Source organism: Vibrio sp. 10N.222.52.B7 (genome assembly GCF_041474275.1).
GTDB classification, from domain to species: Bacteria; Pseudomonadota; Gammaproteobacteria; order Enterobacterales; family Vibrionaceae; genus Vibrio; species Vibrio crassostreae_C.
Map to the genome: position 1 here is coordinate 1 of NZ_JBFRTU010000757.1, position 336 is coordinate 336.

The 336-nt window shown below is 46.4% G+C and carries 1 protein-coding gene; it reads left to right on the plus strand.

Annotated elements, in window-relative coordinates; all coding sequences use genetic code 11:
- Nucleotides 1-336 (plus strand): DUF4842 domain-containing protein (locus tag AB4512_RS25155; protein ID WP_372176179.1); only part of this gene is annotated, 336 nt, incomplete at both ends.

Below are 336 nucleotides of genomic sequence, written 5' to 3' on the forward strand. Positions count from 1 at the left end.
TGGCCTATGGTGCCTCTTACGGCAACGGTTTAGGCTGGAAACTCAATGGCTTTGACGAGTCAAATATTGATCTTCAAACCGCTCGAGTTCAAAGAAATGGTGTAACTCGCGCTGATATCTCTCCGTTTACTGGGGAAGACAAAGAAGTCGCATCGCCAGGAGGAGACCTAGTCGTCGTTGCTTCTTTAAATCTAAAAAATGACCTACCTATCAATGCTGAGTGTATGTTCCACCGCACCAACCCTTCTTGTAGTCCGTCGTTGGAGTCTGAACAAATGACGTTCAGCATTTCTCTACCGTTTGCTTCTGGAAGTGAGCCAACAGTGAGTTCACTGA